Source organism: Aeromicrobium sp. EU05-FHT14F07 (assembly GCF_058790455.1).
Window position 1 is genome coordinate 124839 of record NZ_JBYTCR010000003.1, and the last position, 16587, is coordinate 141425.

Annotated in this window: 16 protein-coding genes; 7 read left to right on the forward strand and 9 right to left on the reverse strand. The window is 73.6% G+C overall.

The window, feature by feature from the left end; all coding sequences use genetic code 11:
• Positions 1-21: 21 nt before the first annotated feature.
• The gene (locus AC3WRM_RS04450) at positions 22-897 is read right to left on the reverse strand and encodes an EamA family transporter (protein ID WP_492247448.1); all 876 of its coding nucleotides are present in this window, start codon (positions 895-897) and stop codon (positions 22-24) included.
• A gap of 83 nt (positions 898-980) precedes the next feature.
• On the opposite strand from AC3WRM_RS04450, the gene AC3WRM_RS04455 reads away from it, so the two are divergent.
• A complete protein-coding gene (locus AC3WRM_RS04455; RefSeq protein WP_492247447.1) occupies positions 981-1901 on the forward strand; it encodes a LysR family transcriptional regulator in 921 nt (306 codons plus the stop codon).
• Here AC3WRM_RS04455 and AC3WRM_RS04460 read toward each other — a convergent pair.
• A complete protein-coding gene (locus AC3WRM_RS04460; protein WP_492247446.1) occupies positions 1891-2301 on the reverse strand; it encodes a DoxX family protein in 411 nt (136 codons plus the stop codon). The genes AC3WRM_RS04455 and AC3WRM_RS04460 overlap by 11 nt on opposite strands.
• A 119-nt stretch (positions 2302-2420) precedes the next feature.
• On the opposite strand from AC3WRM_RS04460, the gene AC3WRM_RS04465 reads away from it, so the two are divergent.
• The 3 genes from AC3WRM_RS04465 (at position 2421) to AC3WRM_RS04475 (ending at position 5180) form a co-directional block, all read left to right on the forward strand.
• The gene (locus tag AC3WRM_RS04465; RefSeq protein ID WP_492247445.1) at positions 2421-2936 is read left to right on the forward strand and encodes a hypothetical protein; all 516 of its coding nucleotides are present in this window, start codon (positions 2421-2423) and stop codon (positions 2934-2936) included.
• On the forward strand, positions 2937-3731 hold the full coding sequence (locus AC3WRM_RS04470) for a maleylpyruvate isomerase family mycothiol-dependent enzyme (protein WP_492247444.1): 795 nt from the start codon (positions 2937-2939) through the stop codon (positions 3729-3731).
• Between the two features lie 522 nt (positions 3732-4253).
• Positions 4254-5180 carry an oxidoreductase gene (locus AC3WRM_RS04475; RefSeq protein ID WP_492247443.1) on the forward strand — a complete coding sequence of 309 codons (927 nt, stop codon included), beginning with the start codon at positions 4254-4256 and terminating at the stop codon, positions 5178-5180.
• 18 nt (positions 5181-5198) lie between these two features.
• On the opposite strand, the gene AC3WRM_RS04480 is transcribed toward AC3WRM_RS04475, so the two are convergent.
• Genes AC3WRM_RS04480 through AC3WRM_RS04490 form a run of 3 tightly spaced genes read right to left on the reverse strand, consistent with a single transcriptional unit; the run spans position 5199 to position 7902 of the window.
• The gene (locus tag AC3WRM_RS04480; protein ID WP_492247442.1) at positions 5199-6335 is read right to left on the reverse strand and encodes an aromatic ring-hydroxylating oxygenase subunit alpha; all 1137 of its coding nucleotides are present in this window, start codon (positions 6333-6335) and stop codon (positions 5199-5201) included.
• Positions 6332-7561, reverse strand: coding sequence for an NAD(P)/FAD-dependent oxidoreductase (locus tag AC3WRM_RS04485; RefSeq protein WP_492247441.1), 1230 nt, complete (start codon positions 7559-7561; stop codon positions 6332-6334). Before AC3WRM_RS04485 ends, AC3WRM_RS04480 begins: the two co-directional genes overlap by 4 nt.
• Positions 7558-7902 (reverse strand): bifunctional 3-phenylpropionate/cinnamic acid dioxygenase ferredoxin subunit, encoded by a 345-nt coding sequence (locus AC3WRM_RS04490; protein WP_492247440.1) that lies wholly within the window; start codon positions 7900-7902, stop codon positions 7558-7560. The genes AC3WRM_RS04485 and AC3WRM_RS04490 overlap by 4 nt, the downstream gene beginning before the upstream one ends.
• A 169-nt stretch (positions 7903-8071) precedes the next feature.
• Between AC3WRM_RS04490 and AC3WRM_RS04495 the strand changes: the two genes are divergently transcribed.
• From AC3WRM_RS04495 to solA, 3 genes are all read left to right on the forward strand, one after another.
• Positions 8072-8872: an IclR family transcriptional regulator gene (locus tag AC3WRM_RS04495; RefSeq protein WP_492247439.1), complete on the forward strand. Its 801-nt coding sequence runs from the start codon at positions 8072-8074 to the stop codon at positions 8870-8872.
• A 118-nt stretch (positions 8873-8990) separates the two neighbouring features.
• Entirely contained in the window at positions 8991-11489 is a 2499-nt protein-coding gene (locus tag AC3WRM_RS04500; protein ID WP_492247438.1) for a GcvT family protein, read from the forward strand.
• Positions 11490-11519: 30 nt separating this feature from the next.
• Positions 11520-12677 carry an N-methyl-L-tryptophan oxidase gene (gene solA, locus AC3WRM_RS04505; RefSeq protein ID WP_492247437.1) on the forward strand — a complete coding sequence of 386 codons (1158 nt, stop codon included), beginning with the start codon at positions 11520-11522 and terminating at the stop codon, positions 12675-12677.
• Between the two features lie 9 nt (positions 12678-12686).
• Here the strand turns inward: solA and AC3WRM_RS04510 are convergent, their stop codons facing one another.
• From AC3WRM_RS04510 to AC3WRM_RS04525, 4 genes are all read right to left on the reverse strand, one after another.
• Positions 12687-13982, reverse strand: a complete 1296-nt coding sequence (locus AC3WRM_RS04510) for an MFS transporter (protein WP_492247436.1) — start codon at positions 13980-13982, stop codon at positions 12687-12689.
• Positions 13983-14192: 210 nt separating this feature from the next.
• Complete coding sequence (locus AC3WRM_RS04515) at positions 14193-14984, reverse strand: ABC transporter permease (RefSeq protein ID WP_492247435.1); 792 nt, start codon at positions 14982-14984, stop codon at positions 14193-14195.
• Positions 14981-15784: an ABC transporter permease gene (locus AC3WRM_RS04520; RefSeq protein WP_492247434.1), complete on the reverse strand. Its 804-nt coding sequence runs from the start codon at positions 15782-15784 to the stop codon at positions 14981-14983. Before AC3WRM_RS04520 ends, AC3WRM_RS04515 begins: the two co-directional genes overlap by 4 nt.
• Positions 15784-16587, reverse strand: an 804-nt coding sequence (locus AC3WRM_RS04525; RefSeq protein WP_492270910.1) for an ABC transporter ATP-binding protein, incomplete at its 5' end; no start/stop codon positions are given. The genes AC3WRM_RS04520 and AC3WRM_RS04525, both read right to left, overlap by 1 nt.

The window sequence follows — 16587 nt, forward strand, 5'->3', positions numbered from 1 at the left end:
GGGCTTCGTCGTGCGTCGGGCTCAGGCCGAGGGGGCGGGCGCCCGACCACCGGACCGGGTCGCGCCCACGCCCGCCGCGACCACGCAGGCCAGGCCCAGCACCGCTCCGACGTCCGGCACCTGGTCGAGGACGACGAGCCCGACGAGCAGCGCGATCGCCGGCTCCAGGCACATCAGCGTCCCGAAGGCAGCGGTCGTGAGCCTCCGCAGCGCCAGCATCTCCAGGGCGAACGGGACCACGGGCACCAGCAGCGCCAGACCCACGCCGACGACCAGCAGCTCGACGTCGAGGTGGCCGATCGTCGACGGTCCTGCCACGAGCGTGGCGACCAGCCCGGCGACCGGCATCGAGACGCCCAGCCCCACGATGCCGTCGGCGGCGTCACCCACGCGCTGCGTGAGGACGATGTAGCCGGCCCAGCAGCAGGCCGCGCCGAGGGCGTAGAGGACGCCGCGACCGTCGACCTCCCCGCTCCACGGCTGCGTCAGCAGCAGCACGCCCGCAGCGGCCAACGCGGGCCACGCCCACGTGCCGCGTCGCCCGCGCAGCACCGCGACGGACAGCGGACCCAGGAACTCCAGCGCGCTCGCCGTGCCGAGAGGCAGTCGGGCGACGGCCGCCATGAACAGCATCGTGACGCCGGCGGTGACGACGCCGAGCCCCACGCAGGCCCGCACCGTGGCCGGGCTCAGGCCTCGACGCCAGGGACGCACGAGGAGCGCGAGGATGACGCCCGCCCAGGCGAGTCGCAGCCAGGCCGCACCCTCCGACCCGATGCGGTCGAAGAGGCCGACGGACACGGCGAGGCCCAGCTGCACCGACGTCATCGCCGCCAGCGCCATGAGCGCCCCGCGCGAGGCGGCGTCGGGGGTGGAGGAGGTGGAGGAGAGCTGCACCGCACCAGGAGACACGAGGCGGTCCGTCCGCGTCCACGTGACGATGCTGGACGGACCGTCCGCAGAACAGGGACGATGGTCGGGTGAACACCGACCGTCTCGCCGTGCTGCTCGAGCTGTCCCGGCACGGGTCCATGCGGGCCGTGGCCGACGTCCTGATGACGAGCACCTCCACCGTGTCGCAGCAGGTGGCCGCCCTGTCCCGCGAGGTGGGGACGCCGCTCGTCGAGCCGGACGGCCGAGGGGTGCGGCTCACCCCCGCGGGACGTCGGCTGGCCGACCACGCCGTCGCGATCCTCGCCGCCGTCGAGGCCGCTCGCGCCGACCTCGACCCCGACGCCGAGCCGGCGGGCACGGTGCGCGTCGCCGGCTTCGCGACGGCGATCCGCACCACCCTGCTGCCGGCGGTGGCCGAGCTTGCGGTCACGCATCCCGCCGTGCACGTCGTGGTGCACGAGCTGGAGCCGGGCGAGGCCCGCGAGGCGCTCCTCGCGGACCGGATCGACCTCGCGCTCGCCTACGACTACGACCTCGCACCCGTCACGCTCGACCGCGCGGTCGAGTCAGTGCCCCTGTGGCGGTCGCCCTGGGGGCTGGGCGTGCCGACGGCCGAGGCACCGACCACCGACCTCGCCGCGCCCGACCTGCTGCGTCGCCACGCCGCCGGCGCCTGGATCGGCAACTCGCGCAACACCGCCGACGAGGAGGTGCTGCGGGTCCTGGCGTCGATGGCGGGCTTCGAGCCGCGGGTCGAGCACCTCTCCGACAGCCTCGACCTCGTCGAGGACCTGGTGGTGGCCGGCCTCGGCGTCGGGATGCTGCCGCTCTGGCGTCGTCCGCGCGACGGCGTGACCGTGGTCCCGTTCCACGACCCCGGCGTCACGATGCGCGCACTCCTGTGGACGCGCCGAGGGCGAGCGACGTGGCCGCCGCTCGCCCTCGTGCTGGAGCGTCTCGTCGAGGCCCCCAGCGTGGCCCGTCAGCCCCGCGTCGTCACCAGTTGATGAGCGCGCCGGTGAGCGTGTAGGGCGCGAAGTCGTTCGACAGGATCACGAACAGCGCCAGCGCACCGCCGGCCAGGGCGACGTTCTTGTTGAAGGCGACCATCTCCATCTGCTTGGCCTGGGGGTCGCTCTCCTTCCAGAACGCGTGCATGAGCACGGCCGTCACGAGCAGCAGGATCGCGAGGCCGAGGGCGCCGATGTCGCCCCAGATGCCGAGCAGCACCGAGACGCCGCCGGCGAGCAGGGCCACGCCGCTGACCTGCACGAGCACCTTGGCGTTGGACAGACCGCGCGACTCGGCGTAGCCGGCCATCGCGCCGGTCGCCGTCAGGTGGCCGATGCCCGAGCCGATGACGAGGTAGGCGAAGAGGATGCGGGAGATGAGGAAGACCTCGTCCATGGGAGCTCCTTGATGAAGGTTCAACTAGCGGGACCCAACGTCCTCCTCCGACAGCTCGCGGTCAAGCCGTCGCGCGTGGCCGACCCGACCGGCGCCACGGCGTGTGCCAGAGTGAGCGGGTGCGTCTGTCCAGCCCGCTGTGGTACCTCGCGGCGTTCCTGCTCGCCATCGGCGGGTGGATGGCCTCGGCCGTCGTCGCAGCCGGCGCGTGGGACCACGTCCGCGACGCGACGCTGCAGAACCTCACCGAACGGGTCGACGCCAGGGGCGCCTCGCTCGCCGTCTTCACCGACGTCCGCCAGCCCGAGCGTGACGTCACCTGCACCGCCACCGGGCCCGCCAAGGGCGCCAAGCCCGTGACGCTCGAGGACGCACCGATCGACCTGCGCGTGCCGCAGGACGGCTCGACCTGGTACCTCATCGCCTTCGAGCGCGAGGGATCGGACCAGGTCGCGGTCCGCTGCACGCCGAAGGACCGCGCCGCCGACGCCGCGACCTACCGCGTGGCCGTCGCCGACGGCTTCCTCGACCGCACCCGCAACGGCGCGGGCATCGCCTGGATCGCCGCCGCCGTCGCCGTCGCGCTCGCCGTGGCGACCTGGTGGACCCGACGCAAGCGCACCCTGGAGGACTGAATGCTGCAGACCTACGTCGACGCCTGGCTGGCCAGCGTCCGCGACACGATCGCCCTGCTCGAGGAGCTCGACGACGCCGCGTGGTCCACGCCCACCGACCTGCCGGGCTGGACCGTCGCCGACGTCGCCGCCCACCTGGCGCACCTCGAGGCCGTCACCGCAGGCCACGTGGTCGACGAGGTACCCACCACGGCCTCGGCCGGCGGCATCGCGTCGCTGTACACGGAGGCCGGCGTCGAGGCGCGGCGCGGGCTCACGCGCGAGCAGGTCCTCGACGAGCTGCGGCGCAGCGTGGACACCCGGGCCGCGCGGCTCGGCGACGCGCTGCCGGACGACCCCACCGCCCGCGCCGAGCACACGCCCGCCGGGGTCGGCTGGACGTGGGAGACGATGCTGCGCAACCGCACCGTCGACGTCTGGTGCCACGAGCAGGACGTGCGCCGCGCGGTCGACCGGCCGGGCAACCTCGACTCGGCGGGTGCCCACGTCACCACCCACACCTTCGCCGCGGCCATGCCGTTCGTGCTGGGCAAGAAGGTCGGCGCCACGGCAGGCACGTCGGTGCTGTGGGACCTCACCGGTCCGATCGTCCTGCAGGTCGGCGCGACGGTCGGCGACGACGGCCGCGCCCGCCCCGGCGTGCCCGACTCCCCCACCGCGACCCTGACGCTGACGTCCGACGCCTTCGCCGTGCTGGCCGCGGGACGTCGCCGCCCCGGTGCGGTCGACGTCGCGGTGGGCGGCGACACCGACCTCGCCCACCGCGTCCTCGAGCAGATGGCCGTCACCTTCTGACCCTCGTCGCCCCGCCCCCCAGCGGCCGCTTGGAATGGTCTCGCTCCGTCGCGGCTACGCCCCTCGTGCGACGGCTCCAGCACCTCCCCTCGCTGGCGCTCGTGGAGGCACTCGACCAGCGGAACGCTCCGTTGGTCGAGTAGCGGCACGGGCGACGAAGGAGCTCCGTGCCGCGTATCGAGACCACCCGGCAACGGCTCAGCGCGAGCCAACCCCCAGCGACGGCCCAGAGTGGTCTCGATACGTCGCCGCCCGCTCCTCCGTCGCGGCGTCGACTACTCGACCAGCGAGACCCTCCGCTGGTCGAGTAGTCAGGACGAGCTTGCGAAGTCCTGACGTATCGAGACCACCCGGCAACGGCTCAGCGCGGGTCAACCCCCAGCGACCGCTCAGAGTGGTCTCGATACGTCGGGCTCAGGCTCGTTCCTCGCCTGGCCCGACTACTCGACCAGCGGTGGCGGTCGCTACTCGAGCAGCGAGATCGTCCGGCGGGGCGGGGGTGGGGCGGCTACGGTTCGTCCCATGAGCTGGAGCACGCAGGACATCCCCGACCTGAGCGGGAAGCGCGCGGTCGTCACCGGCGTCACCGGGGGCCTCGGCTTCCACACCGCCCTCGAGCTGGGACGTGCGGGCGCGGGGCTGACGGTCACCGCACGCAATCCGCGGAAGGCCGAGGACACGCTCGCCCGGCTGCGCGAGGAGCTGCCGGAGGTCGACGTCGAGGTGCTGTCGCTCGACCTGGCCGACCTCGCCGACGTCCGACGCGCGGCCGAGGAGCTGGGCTCGCGGCACGACCGGGTCGACGTGCTGGTCAACAACGCCGGCATCATGATCCCGCCGTACAGCACGACCGTCGACGGCTTCGAGCTGCAGATCGGCACCAACCACGTCGGCCACTTCGCCTGGACCGCGCGAGTGTGGCCGCTGCTCGCCGACGACGCCCGCGTCGTGTCGGTGTCGTCGCTGGCGCACCTGCAGGCCAAGGGCATCGACCTGCGCTCGCTGACCCCGGAGGGCTCGCCGCGCCGCTACCGCCGCTGGGTCTCGTACGCGGAGTCCAAGCTGGCCAACCTCTCGTTCGCGCTCGAGCTCGACCGCCGTCTGAAGGCCGGCGGGAAGGCCGTCCTCAGCACGGCCGCGCACCCCGGCTTCGCACGCACCGAGCTGCAGAAGACGGGCGTGGCGATGGGCAACCCGTTCCTCGGCACGGTCGTGCAGCAGGTGTCGGCGCTGGCGAGCCAGTCGGCTGCCGCCGGGGCGCTGCCGAGCCTGCGGGCCGCGACCGACCCGACGTTCACCGGCGGCGAGTACGTCGGTCCGGCGTCGCTGGGCGGCACCCGCGGCGCCCCCGTGATCGCGGGCATGACGCGCTGGGCGCGTGACGAGCAGCTCGCCCGCGACCTGTGGGCGGCGACGGAGCAGGCGACCGGCGTCACCTTCGAGGTCTGAGCGGACCGACCCCGGCCCTCAGCGCTGCAGGCCGGTCAGGTCCGCGACCCAGTCGTGGAACACGCCGATGTGGTGCTCGGCGGGGACCAGCACGCCGCCGTCGACGTAGTGCCGCGAGCTCATCGTGGGCTGCGTCTTCTCGCACGCGTCGAAGTCCTGGCGGTTGACGTGGTCGAACAGCTCCACCTGCTTGCTGACGTCGGTGCCCGCGGCCACCACCTCCGGCAGGAACAGCCAGTCGCACTCGATGATCGTCCGGTCGGCGGCCACCGGGAACATGCGGTGCACGATCACGTGGTCCGGGACGAGGTTGACGAACACGTTCGGCCGGATCGTGATGGCGTAGTAGCGGCGGTCCTGGTCCGGGGCGATCTCGGGGATCGCCGGCGCGCCGGCCGACCCGTCGATGGTGAACCCCTCGACCTCCGGCGCGAACAGGGCGCCGTGGTTGACGCCGCTCTGCGACGCCCACCCGTCCGCGAACTCCGGCAGCACCTCGGTGAGCTCGGGGTGGATGGTGGCGCAGTGGTAGCACTCCTGGAAGTTCTCGACGACGAGCTTCCAGTTGGCGGCCACGTCGTAGCGGATGCGGTGCGCGACCTGGAGGCCCTCCACGCCGTAGTTGTCGAGGTGGTGCAGCTCCCCGAGCCGGGTGACGACCTCGCCGTGCACGGTCTCCTCGAACGACGGCGGCTCGTCGGCCAGACAGATCCACACGTAGCCGAGCCACTCGCGCACGTGCGCGCGCCGCAGGCTGTAGGTGGCCCGGTCGACGTCGGGCATCGACGTCAAGTTGGGCGCGGCGACCAGCGCGCCGTCGAGGTCGTAGGTCCAGGCGTGGTAGCCGCACTGGAAGGACCGGCTCGACCCGGACTCCTCGGTGCAGACCTGCATGCCGCGGTGCCGGCAGACGTTGAAGAAGGCCCGGGCCTCGCCGCGTCGGTTGCGGGAGACGATCAGCCGCTCGCGGCCGATCTCGACGGTGCGCCAGTCGCCCGCGCGCGCCACGTCGGAGCTCGCCACGGCGCAGAACCACGTCTGCTCGAAGATCTGGGCCTGCTCGGCGGCGAACTGCTCGGGGTCGGTGTACACCCGGCCGGGCAGCGTCGGACGCAGGGAGCCCTCCAGCGGTGCGTCGAGCTGGTCGATGATCATGCGTCCTCCAGGGATCGGGTGGGGCCGGACTCGGCCGCCACGAGCGGTGTCGGGACCGGACGGGGGCGGCGGGAGCGGCGCCAGCGGGTGACCTCGCGCGGACGGTTCATGCCGAGCACGGCCACCTCCTCGCCGTCGCGGTCGTAGCGCAGCAGGAGGTCCGCACCGTCGACCGAGCCGTCGAGCACCGTCGCCCGCTCCCCTCCTGCGAGGTGGCCCGCCACCTGGACCATCACGCCGTGCTGCTCGGACCAGCAGTACGGCTCGGTGGCGACCGGTGCGGGAGCGCCGACGAGCGCAGCGGCGACGGTGGCCGCGTGGTCGAGCGCGTCCTGCCAGTGGCCGGCGCAGCGCATCGGCCCGCGCACCTCGTCGTTCCAGCGCGCGCAGTCGCCGACGGCCCAGACCCCCGGGACCGACGTCGCGCCGCGGGCGTCGCAGTCGACGTGCCCGGTCGCGTCGCGCACGACGGCCGACCCGGCGAGCCAGGCCGTCGCGGGCCGGGCACCGATGCCGACGACCACCACGTCGGCGTCGAGGTGCGTGCCGTCGGCCAGCATGACACCGGCGGCCCGACCGTCGGCCCCCGACGTGACGGCGACGGCCCGGGCGCCGCCCCGACACACGACACCGCGCCGGGCGTGCAGGGCGAGCAGCGACGCCGCGAGCTCCGGCCCGTACCGGCGTTCGAGCGGCCGCTCCTCAGGGCCCGCCACCACGACCGACGCCGCACCGAGCTCCACGACGGTCGACGCGGCCTCCAGCGCGACGAAGCCGTCGCCGACCACGACGACCCGCGCCCCGGCGAGCCGCTCGGCGCGCAGCCGTTCGGCGTCCTCGATCGTGCGCAGGACGTGCGCGCCGGGCACGTGGTCGCCGAGCCGGACCGCGTCGGCACCCGTGGCGACGACGACGTGCTCGGCGCGACGGTCGGTGCCGTCGGCGAGGAGCACGCGGTGCGGCGCACCGGCGGCACCCGCCTGGAGGCCGACGACACGGACGCCGCGCTCCCACACGACGTCGAGCGGTGCGTCGGGGTCGTCCAGGGCCAGGTCGGCGGCGGTCAGGCTGCCGCCGAGGAAGGCCTTGGACAGCGGCGGGCGGTCGTACGGGGCGTGCTCCTCGGCGCCGAGCACCGTGAGGCCACCCTGGTGGCCGAGGCGGCGCAGCGCGGCGGCGGTGTGGAAGCCGGCCAGGCCGGCGCCGACCACGACGACGTCGCTCATGCGAACGTCACCCCGGGCGGGAGGTTCGGCGCGGCGGTGCTCAGGCGGACCCACACCTCGCCGTCGCGCACCTCCGCGGCGTGCACGCGTACCGGCTTCTTGGCCGGCTGCGCGTCGACGTCGCCGGTGAGCAGCGAGAAGGTGCTGGCGTGCAGCGGGCACTCGACCCGGCAGTCCTCGACCCAGCCGGCCGCGAGGGACGCGTCCTGGTGGGTGCACGTGTCGTCGATGGCGTGGACCGTGCCCTCCTCGGTGAGGAAGACGGCGATGGGCGGCACCACGGTGTCGATCCGCAGGCCCTCGCCGGGCACGAGGTCGGTCATGGCGCAGACCCGGAGCATCGCTCCCCTTCCCTCGGTGGATCGTGTATGTTGCTTCTTGCGCAACGCACGTTCTGTATACACAACACGGTGCAGACCGGCCGCGCCCCGCGTCAAGGGCCGAGGCGCCGGTCGGCGAACATTTCACGTGCCGGAAATACAGCCGCCCGCCCCGACCGGAAGGACCGCCGTGAACGACACCGATGCCGGCCTCGTCCAGTCCGTCGATCGCGCTGCCGCGATCCTCGAGCTGCTCGCCGACGGGGGCAGCGTCGGCGTGAGCGAGCTGTCCCGCGCGCTCGACGTGCACCGCTCGACCGCCTTCCGGCTGCTGGCGACGCTCGAGGCCCGCCACCTCGTGGAGCAGGTGGAGCACCGCGGCGCGTACCGCCTGGGGCTCGGCGTCCTGCGCCTCGCCGGCGCCGTGAGCGCGCGGATCGACCTCGCGCGCGACGCCCAGCAGGCGTGCGAGGCCATGGCGCGCCGGCTCGACGAGACGACGAACGTGGCGATCCTCGACGACGTCTCCGCCGTCAACATCACGCAGGCCATGGGCACGCAGATGGTGGCGGTCACCCGCCAGTACGTCGGCCAGCGGACCCCGCTGCACGCGACGTCGACGGGCAAGGTGCTCCTGGCCCACGCGGGCGACGCCCTGCTGCAGCGGGTCCTCGAGTCCGAGCTCGCGGGCTACACCGACCGCACCATCACGCGTCCGGACGACCTCCTGGAGGAGCTCGACCGCGTCCGTCGCCGAGGCTGGGCCAGCGCCGACGCCGAGTGGGAGGCGGGCACCTGCGCCGTCGCCGTCCCCGTGCGCGGTGTCGACGGACGGGTCGTGGCCGCCCTGTCCGTGACCGCCCCGGACTTCCGCATGCCGGCGTCCGGCTTCGCCGACCTCGCCGCCGTCCTCGCCGACGGCGCCGAGGAGCTGGGACTGCGGTGGGGGACCGTGCGTCCGGCCCACCGTCCGGCCGCACCTGGCGACTGATCCCTGTTACGGACAGGTGAAACCTGCCCGGCGTCGTTGCCCCCGACGCGTGAGCCGTCCTACGCTCGTTGCGTCCTGCAGATCATCGTTGCGCTGAACGCAACAGAGGGGAGCTCGGGTGCCCTACCCCCAGCCGCGCGTCGTCGTCATCGGTCTCGGCGTCGTCGGCGCCGCCCTCGCCGACGAGCTGACCCTGCGCGGTCTGCGCCGGGTGACCGTCCTCGACCAGGGCCCGCTCTACGAGACGGGCGGCTCGAGCTCGCACGCGCCCGGATTCGTGTTCCAGACCAACGGCAGCCGCGTCATGAGCCTGCTGGCCCAGCGCACGCTCGACAAGCTCGACGGGCTCGACGTCGACGGCGCCTGGGTGAGCAAGCGGGTCGGCGGCCTGGAGATCGCGCGCACCCCTGACCGGCTGCGCGAGCTGCGTCGGCGGCTCGGGTACGCGGCGTCCTGGGGCGTGGAGGCCTCGCTCGTCGGCCCCGACGAGTGCGCCGCCCTCTGGCCCGGCCTCGACCCGGACACCGTGCTCGGCGGGCTGCACACGCCCACCGACGCCGTCGTGAAGGGTGTGCGGGCCGTGCAGTGGCAGGCCCGCCGCGCCGAGGCCGCGGGCGCCACCATCCGTCCGCTCACGCGGGTGGTCGGGCTGCGGACGAGGGGCGGGCGCGTCACCGGGGTCGAGGTCCTGCCGGTCCCCGCCGCGCCCGACGCGGAGCCGGAGGTCGTCGGCGCCGACGTCGTCGTCAGCGCCGCCGGCCTCTGGGGGCCGGGCCTGGCGCGCGACCTGCTCGGCTTCGAGCTGCCCATGATGCCGATGGCCCACGGCTTCGGGTGGAGCGAGCCGCTGGCCGGCCGCGCGCACGTCGACGAGGCGACGGAGGTCGTCCGCCCCATGCTGCGCCACCAGGACGCCGGGATGTACCTGCGGGAGTGGGGGTCCACGATCGCCATCGGCGCCTACGACCACCGGCCGCTCCCGGTCGAGGACCCGCAGATCGCGAGCGCCGACGAGTTCGCCGCGACCGGCGTGCACCCGGCCATGCACCCGTTCACCCGCGACGACTACGAGCCGACCTGGAAGGAGGCGCAGACGATCGTGCCCGAGCTGCGCGACGCCTCGCTCGACGTCGGCCGCAGCTTCAACGGCATCTTCTCCTTCACACCCGACGGCGGCCCGATGCTCGGCCCGGTGCCGGGCGTCGAGGGACTCTGGCTCGCGCAGGCGATCTGGGTGACGCAGTCGGCCGGCATGGCCCAGGTCGTCGCGGACTGGCTGACGACGGGCGACCCGGGCATCGACACGCACGGGCTCGACTTCCGCCGCTTCGACCCGGCCGTCGTCAGCCACGCGCACACGGTCGAGCGGGCCAGCGAGGCCTACGACGAGGTGTACGACGTCGTGCACCCGCGCGCGTCGACGGCGCGGATGCGTGGCCTGCGGACGCCGCCGTTCCACGACCGGCAGCGCGCCCTGGGCGCCGTCTTCGGCGAGGCGTCGGGCTGGGAGCGGCCGCTGTGGTTCGAGGCGAACGCCGACCTGCCCCTCCCGGACGACCCCGCGCTGAGGCTGGACGACCGTGACGCGTGGGCGGCGCGGCACTGGTCGCCGATCGCCGCGGCCGAGGCCCGCGCGACCCGGGAGCGCGTGGCGCTCCACGACATGTCGCCGCTCCCCCGTGCTCGGGTCAGCGGCCCCGGCGCCACCGCCTTCCTGCGCCGCCTGCTGACCAGCGACGTCGACCGCGCCGTCGGGCAGGTCGTCTACGGCCTGCTGCTCGACGAGTCCGGCGGGGTGCTGTCCGACGTGACCGCGGCCCGGCTCGGTCCGGAGGAGTACCAGCTGGGAGTCAACGGTCCGCTCGACCTGGACTGGCTGCGGGCCCACCTGCCCGAGGGCAGCGGCGTGCAGGTCAGCGACGTGACCACCGGGCACTGCGGGCTCGGCCTGTGGGGGCCGCGCTCGCGCGACGTGCTGGCCTCGCTCACCGACACCGACGTCAGCGACGCGGCGTTCCGCTACTACACGGCACAGCACCTCCGCGTCGCCGGCGTCCCCGTGCTCGCGATGCGGCTCAGCTACGTCGGGGAGCTCGGGTGGGAGCTCTACGCCCCGGCCGAGTTCGGGGGCCGGCTGTGGGACGTCCTCTGGGAGGCCGGCGCCGAGCACGGGATCGTCGCCGCGGGTCGCCGCGCCTTCGAGAGCCTGCGCCTGGAGAAGGGCTACCGGCTGTGGGGGCACGACGTCACCCGCGAGCACGGGCCCGACGAGGCCGGTCTCGGGTTCGCCGTGCGGATCGGCGCACGCGACGTGGTGGGAGCCGCCGCGCTCGCCGCCCGCACGAGCACGCGGCGACTCGTGTGCCTCACCCTCGACGACCCCGGCACGGTGCTGCTCGGCCACGAGCCGGTGCGCTCCGGCGACGCGGTCGTCGGCTACGTGACCAGCGCCGACCAGGGCTACACGTCGGGGACGTCGATCGCCTACGCGTGGGTGCCGAGCGACCTGTCGACGGTGGGTACCGCCCTCGACGTCGAGTACCTCGGCGTGCGGCACCCGGTGACCGTCACCGCCGAGCCGATCGTCGACCCGCGGATGACCCGGCTGCGCGGCTGAGCCGTCCGCCTCTCCTGGAAGGATCTCGCCATGGACCACTACGACGTCATCGTGCTCGGAGTCGGGTCGATGGGCGCCGCGGCCTGCAACTCCCTGGCCGAACGAGGTGCGTCCGTGCTCGGCCTGGACACCTACACCCCCGGCCACGCGCACGGCGCCCACCACGGCGGCACCCGCATCATCCGGCAGTCCTACTTCGAGGACGCCGCCTACGTGCCGCTCCTGCGGTCGGCGTACGCCGGCTTCCGCCGACTCGAGGAGGAGTCGGGACGTTCCCTCATGACGCTGTGCGGCGGGATCTACGTCGGGGACCCGGAGAGCCTGACGTTCGCCGGCAGCCTGGCCGCGGCGCGGGAGCACGGGCTCGACCACGAGGTGCTCACCGCCGAGCAGGTCCACGAGCGCTTCCCGTCGATGTCGCCCGCCCCCGACGCGCTCGCGCTCTACGAGGCCGCGGCGGGCTACGTGCGTCCGGAGGAGACGGTCGTCGCGAACGCGGAGGTGGCGGCGCGCAAGGGTGCGACGCTGCGCTTCGGCGAGCCGGTCACCTGGTGGGGCGCGACGCCCGGCGGCGGCGTCGAGGTCGTGACGCCGCACGGTCGCTACGGGGCCGACCGGCTCGTCGTCTCGCCGGGCCCGTGGGCGCCCGAGGTCCTCGCCGACCTGCGGCTGCCGCTGTCGATCGAGCGGATGATCTTCCACTGGTTCACGCCCGACACGAGCACCGTGCCGTACGAGCGGTGGAGCGACGCCCACCACCCCGTCTACATCGAGCAGACGCACGGCAACCACCAGATCTACGGCTTCCCCATGACGGACGGCCCGGACGGCGGCTTCAAGCTCGGGTTCTTCCGCGTGGGCTCGCCGACCACCGCCGCGACGATCGACCGCGTGGTCCGCGAGGGGGAGAACGACCGGATGCTCGAGCGCGCCCGCGAGCTGTTCCCGCTGCTCGGGCGACCCGTCGTGCAGGCCAAGACCTGCCTGTACTCGGTGACGCCCGACGAGCACTTCGTCGTCGGGCAGCACCCCGCCCACCCGCAGGTGAGCGTGGCGTGCGGGTTCAGCGGCCACGGGTTCAAGTTCGTGCCGGTGATCGGGGAGATCCTCGCCGACCTCGCGACCACGGGCACGACCGACCACCCCGTCGAGCTGTTCGACCCGCGCCGCCCGGCGCTGGCGGGCTGAGCGGTCGCGTCAGGCGAGCCCGCCGCGCCAGTGCTCGCGTGCGTCGGGGTCCTCGGCGAGGAGCTGCGCGCGCGTGCGGCGACGGTAGCGCCAGATCTGCGTGAGGCCGACCGCCCACAGGACGTACTGCGCCGACATCGCCCACCGGAACGCCCCGGGCGCGTAGTCCGTGCTCGCACCGGGTGTGCGCCAGTCGAGCACGAGGCCGATCGCGACGACGAGCAGCAGCGACGCCACGAAGCCGCCCTGGTTGATGATGCCCGTGGCGGCACCGAGCCGGTCGGGCGGGTTGAAGGAGCGGCCGAGGTCGAACCCGACCATGGACGCCGGGCCGCCGACGCCGACCACGACGACGAGCAGCACGAGCAGCCAGCTGGAGGCGGTGCCGGGCCAGGCGAGCACGGCCGTCCAGACGGTGACGATGGAGCAGACGATGCCCAGCACGATCGTCGAGCGGTGCCACGGGTCGCGCGTGATCGCCCACGCCAGCACGGGGCCCGCGACCATGACGGCGAGCACGAGGATGGTGAGCAGGGCACCCGCCTCGGCCGACGTGCGTCCCTCGCCGCGGACGAAGAACGGGTAGCCCCACAGCAGGCCGAGCGTCGTCGCGCTGAACTGGGTCGTGAAGTGCACCCAGAAGCCGAGCCGCGTGCCGGGGTGCCGCCACGACGCGGCCAGGCTGGTGCGGACCGTCGTCCACGACAGCGGCGCGCCGAGCACCCGCGGCGAGCCGGGCTCGTCGTGCACGACGACGAGCAGCACCACCAGCAGGACCAGCCCGAGCGAGGCGGCCGCGAGGTAGGTGGGCGTCCAGCCGAGTTCGCGCAGCGCCCACGTCATCGGCACGGCGGCGACGAGCGCGCCGAGCTGTCCGAGGACGCCGGTGAGCTGGGTGACCAGCGGGATGCGCCGCGACGGGAACCAGGTGTTCACCAGGCGCAGGACGCACACGAAGGTCATCGCGTCGCCGAGGCCGACGAACACGCGCGCGACCAGCGCGACGGCGAAGGAGTCGGCGAGCGCGAACGTCGCCTGGGCGAGGGTCAGCACGACCACGCCGACGGTGAGGATCCGGCGCGGCCCGAACCGGTCGAGCAGCAGCCCCACGGGGATCTGCATGCCCGCGTAGACCACGAGCTGGAGCATGACGAAGGTCGACAGCTGGGCGGCCGAGATGCCGAACCGCTCCGTCGCGGCCAAGCCGGCCACCGCCAGCGACGACCGGTGGAACACGGCGAGGAAGTAGAGCGACAGGCCGGTGAGCCAGACGGCGACCGGCCCTCGTCTCGTCGTCGCGCTCACTCGCCCCAGTATGCGCCCGGCCGTCGGGTGCCCCGGCGGGGGTGCCGGGCCGTGGGCGGCAGGGGGCACAGCGGGGGTGCCGGGCCGTGGGCGGCGGAGAGCGTTTGCGTGGGGCCCCACCCACACCAGCTCCCCCCACCGCAAACATCCGCCCGATCCGCACGTTGACGTGGGGCCCCACGTCAACGTGCGGGCGGGGCGCGGGTGGGGTCAGGCGCGGCCGGCGTTGCGGCCGTAGCGCGCCAGCACGAACGTCTCGGCCAGCTGCGCCAGGGCGTAGCCGATCACGGAGACGAGCGTGACCACGACGACGAGCGACCAGAGCTTGTCGTACTGGTAGAGCGCGAGGGCCTGGTTGACGGCCTTGCCGACGCTGTCGGTCGTGGTGAAGTACTCGGCGATCAGCGCGCCGGTGATGGCGCCCGGGACCGAGATCCGGATGGCGGCGAAGATCGACGGCAGCGCCGTCGGGAACGCCACCCGGCGCATGACGTCCCACGACGACCCGCCGTAGACCGTGACCACGTCGTGCATCTGCGGTGTCACCGACCGCAGGCCGTACGCGATGTTCACGAGCGCCGGGAACAGCACGACGATGCCGCTCATCACCGCGACGCACCAGAACCCGTTGCCGAACAGCAGGGTGATGATCGGGGCGAGGGCCACGAGCGGCACGGTGCGCACGATCATGACGACGGGCATGGTGGCCGCCTCGACGCCGGACCAGAGCACCATCACCGTGGCGAGCACGAACGCCGCGGTCAGCCCGGCGACGAAGCCGATGCCGGCGTCGATGACGGTCTGGCCGAGCGCGCTGAGCACCTCGGCGCGGTTCGCGGCGGCGTCGTCCTCGGTGAACAGGTAGGCGATCACGTCCTGCGGCAGCCGGGTGGTGAGGTCGCTGACGCCCGTGAGGGTGACGAGCGCGTACCAGGCGCCGATCGTCGCGGCCAGCACGACAAGGACCGTGAGCAGGGGGCGGGCGACGGTGAGGACCCTCATGAGGCCGCACCTCGCGACCACGGCGCCACGACGCGGCCGAGCAGCCCCAGCAGGGCGTAGGCCAGGCCCGAGACGAGGGCGCAGCCGATGCCGAGCGACCAGGCGAGCGCCGTCTCCCGGTTGTTCTGGCTGAGGATGAGCGACGGTCCGACGCCGATCTCGAGGTGCCGGTCGAAGTACTCGCCGAGCAGCGCCCCGAGAAAGGCCGCCGGTGCCGCGATCTGCAGCGTCGTGAACAGCGCCGGCAGCGCGGCGACCACCCGCACCCGCAGCAGCTGCTGCAGGCGGCTCCCGCCGTAGACCTCGACGACGTCGAGCGTCGCCTGGTCGGCGGCACGGAAGCCCAGCACGGCGCCGACGACGGTCGTGAAGAACACCGACACGGCGGCGAGGTCGATGGCGGTCGCGGACAGCCCGCCCTTCTCGGGGATCTCGTGCACGGTGATGAGGATGGGCGCGAGGACGACGATGGGCAGGCAGTACGTGATGACGGCGAGCTGCATGACGATGGGCTCGATGAACGGCACCAGCAGCACGAGCACGGCCACGGTCAGCGCGAGCGCGACCCCGACGAGGTAGCCGTACAGCGACTCCTCGAGGGTGATGGAGAAGACGGTGCGGTAGTAGTCGAAGCCGCGGTCGGCGAAGGTCGCGAGCACCTCGCCCGGCGTCGGCACCTGGAAGCGGGCGAGCACGGTCGCCGCGACGAGCCACCAGAGCGCGACCGTGCCGACGAGGCCCGCGGCGCCGATCCCGAGCGTCCTGGTGCGCTCCGAGGAGAGCGACAGGGAGGTGCTCATCACTCGACCGCCGCCCCGCCGGCGCCGAACAGCAGCTCCGAGGCCTGATCGTGCAGCGCGTGGAACTCCGGTGTGCGCATCATCTCGGGCACGCGCGGACGCGGCAGGTCGACGTCGATGACCTCCTTGATGCGGCCGGGCCGCGGACTCATGACCGCCACCTGGTCCGACAGGAAGATGGCCTCGGAGATGCCGTGCGTGACCATGAGCGTGGTCGCGGGCTTCTCGGTCCAGATCCGCAGCAGCTCGACGTTCAGCCGCTGGCGGGTCATGTCGTCGAGCGCGCCGAACGGCTCGTCGAGCAGCAGGACCGAGGGCTTGACGACCAGCGAGCGCGCGATGGACACCCGCTGACGCATGCCGCCCGAGAGCTGGGCGGGCTTGGCCCTCTCGAACCCCTCGAGGCCGACGAGCGCGATCAGCTCCTTGACCAGGGCGTCGTCCGGCTGCTCGCCCGAGACCTGGAACGGCAGGCGGATGTTGGACTCCACCGACCGCCACGGCAGCAGGGCCGAGTCCTGGAAGGCGATGCCGAGCTCGTGGTCGCGCCGCAGCTCGGTGGGCGACTTGCCGTCGACGGTCGCGCGTCCGCTCGTCGGCTTCTCGAGCCCGGCGAGGATGCGCAGGATGGTCGACTTGCCGCAGCCGGACGGGCCGAGCAGCGACAGGAAGCTGCCCTTGTCGGTGTGCAGGGTGGCGTCCGTGAGGGCGACCACCTCCTTGCGTCCGACCGAGAACGTCTTCGACAGGTCCTGGATGTGCAGGCCGGTGCCGGCGGTGGGGACCGTCAGGCCCCCACCGCC

What these genes read in the sequence shown, in the direction of transcription:
- AC3WRM_RS04460 (WP_492247446.1), bottom strand. Translation starts at nt 2,301, where the DNA reads ATGGACGAGGTCTTCCTCATCTCCCGCATCCTCTTCGCCTACCTCGTC.
- AC3WRM_RS04470 (WP_492247444.1), top strand. Translation starts at nt 2,937, where the DNA reads ATGCTGCAGACCTACGTCGACGCCTGGCTGGCCAGCGTCCGCGACACG.
- AC3WRM_RS04475 (WP_492247443.1), top strand. Translation starts at nt 4,254, where the DNA reads ATGAGCTGGAGCACGCAGGACATCCCCGACCTGAGCGGGAAGCGCGCG.
- AC3WRM_RS04480 (WP_492247442.1), bottom strand. Translation starts at nt 6,335, where the DNA reads ATGATCATCGACCAGCTCGACGCACCGCTGGAGGGCTCCCTGCGTCCG.
- AC3WRM_RS04485 (WP_492247441.1), bottom strand. Translation starts at nt 7,561, where the DNA reads ATGAGCGACGTCGTCGTGGTCGGCGCCGGCCTGGCCGGCTTCCACACC.
- AC3WRM_RS04490 (WP_492247440.1), bottom strand. Translation starts at nt 7,902, where the DNA reads ATGCTCCGGGTCTGCGCCATGACCGACCTCGTGCCCGGCGAGGGCCTG.
- solA (WP_492247437.1), top strand. Translation starts at nt 11,520, where the DNA reads ATGGACCACTACGACGTCATCGTGCTCGGAGTCGGGTCGATGGGCGCC.
- AC3WRM_RS04515 (WP_492247435.1), bottom strand. Translation starts at nt 14,984, where the DNA reads ATGAGGGTCCTCACCGTCGCCCGCCCCCTGCTCACGGTCCTTGTCGTG.
- AC3WRM_RS04520 (WP_492247434.1), bottom strand. Translation starts at nt 15,784, where the DNA reads ATGAGCACCTCCCTGTCGCTCTCCTCGGAGCGCACCAGGACGCTCGGG.